Raw genomic sequence first — 375 nt, 5'->3', positions numbered from 1 at the left:
GAGGAATTTGCAAAAGATGGCCAGCCAGTATGACGAAGCGAGGAAGTTTGTATCCAGTGTGACGTCCATACCTAGGCGGCAGGCGTATTTCCTGGACGTGCCGGGCACGGCCAGCGCGGCGCAGCTCTCGGTCGTGTCGTTCGAGGCTTCCGAAGAACTGGGCGAACCGAACGTCGTACGCGTCGTGGCGACCCATCCGGGGCAGCTTTTGCGTGCCGATTACCTGAGCCGCGACGCGGTATTCCGGATCGTGCCGGACGATGCATTGTCGAGGCAATTCTCAGGCTACATCGAGCAGTTCTCGACCATCCAGACGAGCCGCGACTGCACGCGCTACGAGATCGTCATCAAGTCGCATTTCGGACGGCTTGCGGC

At 60.5% G+C, this 375-nt stretch carries 1 protein-coding gene; it reads left to right on the top strand.

Annotated elements, in window-relative coordinates:
• Positions 1-58: 58 nt before the first annotated feature.
• Positions 59-375 (top strand): hypothetical protein (locus EN859_RS35825; RefSeq protein WP_210237762.1); only part of this gene is annotated, 317 nt, incomplete at its 3' end.

This window comes from Mesorhizobium sp. M00.F.Ca.ET.216.01.1.1 (genome assembly GCF_004010325.2).
Taxonomy (GTDB): Bacteria; Pseudomonadota; Alphaproteobacteria; order Rhizobiales; family Rhizobiaceae; genus Mesorhizobium.
Note: the sequence above shows the minus strand (reverse complement) of the source record. Positions and strands in the feature narration are given on the sequence as shown.